Genomic DNA, 7,850 nt, shown 5'->3' with positions numbered 1-7,850 from the left:
TCGATTAGCTCGAGTTTCATTTGCTGGCATCAATTAAGATACTCATTTTGTTTGTGTCACTGGCAAGCCAGGCACAAACTATATTTCGTTAACGTTTTGCTGTTCAGTTTTCAAGGTTCGTGTTTGTTGCCTGTGTGAAAGCAACTTCTTTATATTACACTCAGCGCTTCTCGAAGTCAACAACTTTTTAAAAAGTTTTTTCGTTGATTTCGTTTACGTCCGAAGCGACAAGAACTAATATACAATAGATCATATAGAGAAATCAAGTGTTTTTCGTAAAAAGTTTTTTCTTTATTGATTTTACATCGATAATAAACAGTAGAATCCCCGTCAGAACAACGATTGCACCTATTAATTGAAGTGTAGTTATTTTTTCGTGTAACACGAAGTAAGCGGCGATTGAAGCAAGTACAGGTTCAAATAGAATGGCGATCGATACTACATTTGTGCTCACCCACTTAACTGCCCAGTTAAATAATGTGTGCCCGAGTAGATTTGGCAAGATTGCTAAAGCTAAGAACCAACCCCAATCAGATGAGGGATATCCAGTGAACGGTTCTTGTATGGCAAGTACATAGATAAATAATGCAACCGAACTCACGGAGTATACAAGAAAGGTATATGTCACGAGCGATATTCTTTTACGTACATTTTGACCAATTAATAAATAAGCTGTAACGAATGCACAAGCGAGCAACGCCAAGATATCTCCAAATAATGCGGCCCCACTTACTTGAAAGTCTCCCCAACTAATAATAAAACTTCCGGTTAATGCAACAAGAACAGCAGTTAGCATCTTCCCTGTAATAATCTCTTTAAAGAACAATGCTGTGCCAGCCAATGCAAATACCGGCTGCAGCGTAACTAGTACGGTAGAGCTGGCTACCGATGTGTAGTTCAGGGATTCAAACCACAGTATAAAATGGATTGCTAAAAATATTCCTGAGCTCGCAGTAAACAACCATTCCCTTTTCGTTAACGTGGTTAGTTCGCTACGATACGAAATTAAAAATAGCGGAAGCATAATGACTGCCGAAAAGAACATACGATAAAAGGCGATGACTCCTGCATCTGCAGTGGCCAACTTTACGAAGATTGCAGATAAGCCGACAGTAAGAACACCAATCGCGATCGGTATGTAGGGATGAATTGTTGGTTTATTCAAAATATCACTTCTCTTTCTATCTCCCTTCCCATTACAATAGAAAGAGAGGCATGTACGAGTTGATTGCCGTATAAAAGAAAGTATATAGGTAATCTTCCTATTTTGTAAGTGAAGGAGGATAATTTATGTTTACATTACTTGCGGATTCATTTAATGGAGAAGCGCTAATTAAAATCAGTGTCGCCCTCGTACTTAGTATCATTATTGGCGTGGAGCGAGAAATCAAGAAAAAACCTATTGGACTGAAGACAAGTGCTGTCATCGCTACATTCAGTTGTCTCTTGACGATTATCTCAATGGAAGCAGCTTATTTAGTGCCCTCCCGCGATGATATTAATATTACAATGGATCCTTTACGACTATCTGCACAAATCGTCAGTGGTATCGGATTCCTTGGCGCTGGTGCAATATTGCGTAGGGATAATGATAATATAACAGGACTTACTACCGCCGCTATGATCTGGGGCGCCGCAGGGATTGGTATTGCAGTAGGGGCCGGCTTTTACTTCGAAGCATTCTTCACCGTAATCAGTGTAATGATCGTTATTGAGCTAATCGCACCTATGCTAGGTAGATTCGGTCCGAAACGGTTACGTACAAAAGAAGCAAATTGCACGATCATCATTACGCAAAAGTCTAAGATTGATGATCTCATAAAATACTTACATGAAGAAAATATGGAAATTGACCATATGCGTATTAGACAATTTCAAACATCCGAACATCATTACCATCATGAATTGCAATTTAAACTTATGGCACACCCCAAAAAATCTACCTCTTCACTCTATATAGAACTAACTACACTTTCTTATGTAGAATCGGTAGAGCTCGTTATTTATCCATAAAAAAACGCCAAGCCGAAGTGACTTGACGTTGCAGACTGAAAACAACCCTACTACAGGTAGTTGTTTTCAGCCTTTTTACATATTTAAAAGAAACATAGTGTCAGGAATTATAAACTAGCTTTCAACAAAGTAAGAACTTCATCCTTAGAAAGCTTAGCAAATCCACCGACTGGTCCATTCACAGCAGCTTTTTCTGCCATTAGCTCTAATTTGGAGTCATCAATATCATAATCTGCTAGCGTGACAGGTGCGCCAATCTTCTTCCAATAGGCACTTAAGCGATCGATTCCTTCCATCGCAACTTCTTCATCCGTTTTACCAGCTGGATCTACACCGAACACATTAACAGCTAACTGTACAAAGCGCTTTGGATTTTTAGGGAAAGTTTGCTTCATCCAGTGCGGGAATAGAATCGCCAAACCGCCTGCGTGCGGAATATCGTAGACAGCAGATACAGCGTGTTCAATATTATGCGTACCCCAGTCCCCTCTTGTTCCCATCGATAAGAAACCGTTCAATCCCCAAACTCCTGCAAACATCATGGATTCACGAAGCTCTATATTTTCTGGATCTTTTACTAGTTGTTCACCAGTCTTCATAACAGAGCGCAATGCCGCTTCGCAGACTTCATCTTGCAACAACGCGTTGTCTGCCGTGTGGAAGTATTGCTCGAAAATGTGAGACATCGTATCGACAATACCGTTGACTGTTTGATCCAGTGGCACTGACAATGTGTATTTCGGATCTAATATAGAAAACTGTGGATAGCTTAATGGCCCACCCCAGCCGTATTTCTCTTGCGTCTCTTCATTCGTAATAACAGAACCCGCATTCATTTCTGAACTAGTTGCAGTTATAGTCAGCACCGTACCGAATGGAAGTGCTTCTTTAGGCGTTGCTTTACCTGTTACAAAGTCCCAAGGATCACCGTCGTATTTCGCTGCGGAAGCAATTAACTTCGTACAGTCAATTACGGAACCGCCACCAGCTGCGAGGATCACGTCGATATTATGTTCTTTACAAAGGTCTGCGCCTCTCTTAGCTGTCGACAAACGAGGATTGGGTTCAACACCTGGCATGTCCACTACTTCGAAATCATTGTCGTTCAACATCTTTGTAATTTCGTCATACAGGCCATTGCGCTTAATGCTGCCGCCACCATACACGAGTAACACCTTTTTACCGTATTGTTCAAGCTCTTTTGGCAATCGTTGTAATTGATCTTTACCGAAAATTAATTTAGTCGGATTGTTAAAAATAAAGTTATCCAAATCACACGCCTCCTCTTTCTTACTCTCTATTATGAAAAAGATGTATTTACGATGCAAGTATAGTGTTCTAAAAACAGGATATACTTTTTTCAGGAGGAGATAAAATGGAAACACTGCAAAAAGTTACATTGGCCATCGCGCTGATCGGGGCATTAAACTGGGGAGTCGTTGGAATCTTTCGTTTTGATGTCATCGCACAACTTACTGATGGTGCCTATCAGCCACTAGCACGCTTTCTGTATATCATCATCGGATTGTCTGGTCTCATGTCGTTACAAGTCCTCTTTACGTATTGGCGAAGGGAAAACGAACATAGACCCGCTGAAGAAACTCATTCCACTTCATCCGTTGAACAAATTTAAAAGGCATCTCCTCGTATATGAGGAGATGCCTTTAGTTGTAATTATACCCAGCCACGGAAACGGCTTGCTTCCGCTGTTCTACGTACACCAATCATATATGCCGCTAAACGCATATCAATATTACGTGTAGACGATACATTATAAACATTTTCAAATGCTGCAACCATTTTTTGCGTCATTTTTTCACGAACTTCTTCTTCAGTCCAATAATAACCCATATTGTTCTGAACCCATTCGAAATACGATACTGTTACGCCACCAGCACTAGCTAATACGTCTGGTACTAGTAGAATACCGCGATCTGTCAGGATTTTTGTAGCTTCCGCTGTAGTTGGACCATTTGCTGCTTCCACTACGATATTCGCTTTAATATTGTGAGCGTTTTCTTCTGTAATCTGGTTTTCGATAGCAGCTGGAACTAAGATATCACAATCCATTTCGAGCAATTCCGCATTGGTTAGCGTATTGTCGAATAATGTAGTAACTGTTCCGAAGCTGTCACGACGATCTAATAGATAGTCGATATCTAAACCGTCCGGATCATGCAACGCTCCATATGCGTCAGATATTCCGATAACTTTCGCACCGGAGTCATGTAAAAACTTAGATAGGAAGCTACCTGCGTTACCAAATCCTTGAATGATAACACGTGCACCTTTCATATCGATGTTACGACGTTTTGCCGCTTCATTGATAATGATCGTTACACCTTCAGCTGTTGCGCGCTCGCGGCCGTGTGAGCCACCAAGTACGACTGGCTTCCCTGTAATGAAACCAGGAGAGTTGAATTCATCAATTTTACTGTATTCATCCATCATCCATGCCATGATTTGTGAATTCGTAAAGACGTCCGGTGCAGGGATATCCTTTGCAGGCCCCATGATTTGACTAAGTGCACGCACATAGCCTCGGCTTAGTCTTTCTAGTTCACCCATCGACATTTCTCGCGGATCACAGATGATACCGCCTTTAGCTCCACCATATGGTAAATCCACAATTCCCGCTTTTAGCGTCATCCACATAGATAGCGCCTTCACTTCATCAGCACTAACGTTAGGATGGAAGCGAATTCCACCTTTTGTAGGTCCGACTGCGTCATTGTGTTGTCCACGGTAACCGGTATATACTTGTACTTTTCCATCATCCATACGGACCGGAATACGTACTTCCACCATACGAAGTGGTTCTTTCAGTAGTTCATACATCCCTTCATCATAGCCTAGCTTTTCAAGTGCTTCTTTTATAACAACTTGTGTAGACGTAAATAGATTCAGGTTTTCTGTCATTGTATGGCTCGCCTCTTTGTTTGGTATTGTCTTTCACGGACACATTATAACACGGACATGTTGAAACTTCCACCCATCAATTCCAAACCTTTTGCGAATTTATTTTTATGCAGAGATCGAATGGGTGGATGAACGTTACTTACTTGCTAAATACTGTGCGAATCTTCTCTAATGCCCAGTCCAGCTCTTCTTGAGTAATAGTCAGTGGAGGAGCAAAACGAATGACAGTATCATGCGTTTCTTTACATAGTAAACCTAGTTCTTTGAGCTCTTCACAATATGGACGTGCTTCTTCTGTTAGTTCCATCCCAATGAATAATCCACGGCCACGTACTTCCTTAATTGCAGGATGAGAAATTTTCTTCAATTCATCCATAAAATAATTTCCTAATTCTTTGGATCGCTTCGCCAGCTCTTCTTCTTCCAACACTTCAAGTGCTGCTATGGATACGGCGCAAGCCATCGGATTTCCACCAAATGTAGAGCCGTGAGATCCTGGATTGAAAACGCCTAGAATGTCATCATTTGCAAGCACACAAGAGATCGGGAATACTCCGCCACCTAGTGCCTTACCAAGAATATACATATCCGGTGTAACATCATCATAGTTACAAGCAAACATTTCACCCGTACGGCATAGTCCCGCTTGGATTTCATCCGCAATTAATAGAACGTTTTCTTCCTTACATAGTTTCGCAGCTTCCTTCATGAACCCTTCTGGAGGAATGATGATTCCAGCTTCTCCTTGAATCGGCTCGATTAGGAATGCCGCCGTATTGGAAGTAATCGCAGCTTTTAACGCATCGATATCACCATATTCTACCAACTTGATACCAGGTAGTAACGGACCGAATCCTTTTTTATATTCAGGATCAGACGACAGTGAAACTGCTCCAAGCGTGCGACCGTGGAAGTTCCCGACACATGCAATGATTTCTGCATGATTGCCAGCTACACCTTTTACGTCATATGCCCAGCGTCTAGCTGCTTTTAAAGCTGTTTCCACTGCTTCTGCACCTGTATTCATAGGTAATACCATGTTTTTACCTGAAAGCTTTGCCATCTTTTCATACCACGGACCCAATTGATCATTGTGGAACGCACGTGAAGTTAACGTTACACGGTCCGCTTGGTCTTTCAGCGCTTGAATAATTTTTGGGTGGCGATGTCCTTGATTGAGTGCGGAATATGCAGCTAACATATCCATATACTTATTGCCTTCAGGGTCCTTCACCCAGACACCTTCCGCCTCCGAAATTACGATAGGTAGCGGATTATAGTTATTCGCACCGTATTTTTGCGTTTTTTCAATAACAGTTGTTGTTTTCGTCATATTTGTTCACTCCTCGAATTCTCTTAATCGGTTTATAGCGTTTCTGAAGTAGTCTTCCCTTGCATATGCAACTGCAAGTAATCCGGTCCTCCAGCTTTCGAATCCGTACCAGACATATTAAATCCGCCAAATGGCTGATATCCTACGATAGCACCTGTACAACCTCTATTGAAATACAAGTTCCCAACATGGAAATCTTCGCGAGCCTGTTCAATGTGATGACGGTTATTCGTAATGACAGCACCTGTCAAACCGTAATCTGTATTGTTCGCAAACTCAATCGCTTCTGTAAAGGATGAAGCTTTAGAAAGCGCCACGACCGGTCCAAAAATCTCTTCTTGAGAAATACGTGCAGTCGGATCAACGTCTGCGAATACTGTCGGAGCTACGAAATAACCTTTGGTGTCATCGCCAGTTCCGCCTGCAATGAGACGTCCTTCTTTCTTACCGATTTCAATATAGTCCATAATTTTATCGTATGCAGCCTGGTCAATTACCGGACCTGCCGTATTTTTGCTATCTACCGGATCGCCCCAGTTGTACGTTTTCGTAATTTCTTCTACACGCTTCACTACTTCATCGTAGACATCTTCATGAATGATCGCACGAGAACATGCAGAACATTTCTGTCCACTGAATCCGAATGAAGATTTCACGATAGATTGTGCAGCTAATTCAAGGTCTGCTTCATTATCGACAACAATCGTATCTTTACCGCCCATTTCCGCAATTACACGCTTCAACCAAATTTGGCCGTCATGTACTTTAGCCGCACGTTCGAAAATGCGTGTACCGACTTCGCGTGAACCCGTAAACGAAATGAAACGAGTATCTTTGTGATCTACTAGATAGTCACCAATTTCAGAACCTGATCCTGGGATATAGTTGACAACGCCTGAAGGCATGCCGGCTTCTTCCAGTACTTCGATGAATTTATATGCAATTACTGTTGTAGTAGATGCAGGCTTCAACAATACTGTGTTCCCTGTCACTAGTGCTCCTACTGTCGTACCTGCCATGATGGCAAATGCGAAGTTCCACGGTGAAATAACTACGCCTACACCAAGTGGTATATAATCGAATCGGTTAAATTCTCCTGGTCTGCTCTCTACGTGCATACCTTCTTTCAGTGTAAGCATTTGACGACCGTAGTATTCTAGGAAATCGATACCTTCTGCAACATCTGCGTCCGCTTCGTTCCAAGGCTTACCTGCTTCTTTTGTTAGAAGTGCAGAAAACTCGAACTTACGACGTCTGACGATTGCCGCAGCTTTAAATAGTACATCGGCACGGAATTCAGGCTTCACTTTTCTCCACGTTTTAAATGCTTCTTTTGCTGTATTCATCGCTTGTTCTGCTAAATCGCGACTAGCTTGCGAGACATTCCCGATGATCTCTTTTTTATCTGAAGGGTTAGTAGATGCTAACTTCTTGTCTGTCATGATGCGCTCGCCACCGATAATTAACGGATAGTCTTGGCCAATATAACTTTCTACGGTTTTAAAACCTTCTTCGTATGCTTTGCGGTTTTCTTCTACTGTAAAATCTGTGAATGGTTCGTGTTTGTATGGAATCATTTGGGATC

The 7,850-nt window shown here is 41.9% G+C and carries 7 protein-coding genes; 2 read left to right on the top strand and 5 right to left on the bottom strand.

Annotation, left to right across the window (positions count from 1 at the left end):
- Positions 1-262: 262 nt before the first annotated feature.
- Positions 263-1,165, bottom strand: a complete 903-nt coding sequence (locus Q7P97_RS00920) for a DMT family transporter (protein WP_303965203.1) — start codon at positions 1,163-1,165, stop codon at positions 263-265.
- Positions 1,166-1,290: 125 nt separating this feature from the next.
- On the opposite strand from Q7P97_RS00920, the gene Q7P97_RS00915 reads away from it, so the two are divergent.
- The gene (locus Q7P97_RS00915; protein WP_303965202.1) at positions 1,291-2,013 is read left to right on the top strand and encodes an MgtC/SapB family protein; all 723 of its coding nucleotides are present in this window, start codon (positions 1,291-1,293) and stop codon (positions 2,011-2,013) included.
- Between the two features lie 107 nt (positions 2,014-2,120).
- Here Q7P97_RS00915 and Q7P97_RS00910 read toward each other — a convergent pair whose 3' ends face one another.
- Complete coding sequence (locus Q7P97_RS00910) at positions 2,121-3,284, bottom strand: iron-containing alcohol dehydrogenase (protein ID WP_303965198.1); 1,164 nt, start codon at positions 3,282-3,284, stop codon at positions 2,121-2,123.
- A 104-nt stretch (positions 3,285-3,388) separates the two neighbouring features.
- Here Q7P97_RS00910 and Q7P97_RS00905 point away from each other — a divergent pair, with 104 nt between their 5' ends.
- Positions 3,389-3,646 carry a DUF378 domain-containing protein gene (locus tag Q7P97_RS00905; protein WP_303965194.1) on the top strand — a complete coding sequence of 86 codons (258 nt, stop codon included), beginning with the start codon at positions 3,389-3,391 and terminating at the stop codon, positions 3,644-3,646.
- 41 nt (positions 3,647-3,687) lie between these two features.
- Here the strand turns inward: Q7P97_RS00905 and Q7P97_RS00900 are convergent, their stop codons facing one another.
- From Q7P97_RS00900 to pruA, 3 genes are all read right to left on the bottom strand, one after another.
- Positions 3,688-4,932 carry a Glu/Leu/Phe/Val family dehydrogenase gene (locus tag Q7P97_RS00900; protein ID WP_303965192.1) on the bottom strand — a complete coding sequence of 415 codons (1,245 nt, stop codon included), beginning with the start codon at positions 4,930-4,932 and terminating at the stop codon, positions 3,688-3,690.
- 139 nt (positions 4,933-5,071) lie between these two features.
- Positions 5,072-6,265 (bottom strand): ornithine--oxo-acid transaminase, encoded by a 1,194-nt coding sequence (locus Q7P97_RS00895; protein ID WP_303965189.1) that lies wholly within the window; start codon positions 6,263-6,265, stop codon positions 5,072-5,074.
- A 32-nt stretch (positions 6,266-6,297) separates the two neighbouring features.
- Positions 6,298-7,842 (bottom strand): L-glutamate gamma-semialdehyde dehydrogenase, encoded by a 1,545-nt coding sequence (pruA, locus tag Q7P97_RS00890; protein ID WP_303965186.1) that lies wholly within the window; start codon positions 7,840-7,842, stop codon positions 6,298-6,300.
- Positions 7,843-7,850 lie beyond the last annotated feature (8 nt).

Origin of the sequence: Sporosarcina ureae (assembly GCF_029267015.1) — a bacterium.
Taxonomy (GTDB): domain Bacteria; phylum Bacillota; class Bacilli; order Bacillales_A; family Planococcaceae; genus Sporosarcina; species Sporosarcina ureae_D.
The sequence above is the reverse complement of the archived record's forward strand: the minus strand, read 5'-3'. Positions and strand labels throughout refer to the sequence as shown.

Bases quoted from the DNA above. Each gene is read 5' to 3' on its own strand.
- Q7P97_RS00900 (WP_303965192.1), bottom strand. From the start codon at position 4,932: ATGACAGAAAACCTGAATCTATTTACGTCTACACAAGTTGTTATAAAA.
- Q7P97_RS00915 (WP_303965202.1), top strand. From the start codon at position 1,291: ATGTTTACATTACTTGCGGATTCATTTAATGGAGAAGCGCTAATTAAA.
- pruA (WP_303965186.1), bottom strand. From the start codon at position 7,842: ATGATTCCATACAAACACGAACCATTCACAGATTTTACAGTAGAAGAA.
- Q7P97_RS00905 (WP_303965194.1), top strand. From the start codon at position 3,389: ATGGAAACACTGCAAAAAGTTACATTGGCCATCGCGCTGATCGGGGCA.
- Q7P97_RS00895 (WP_303965189.1), bottom strand. From the start codon at position 6,265: ATGACGAAAACAACAACTGTTATTGAAAAAACGCAAAAATACGGTGCG.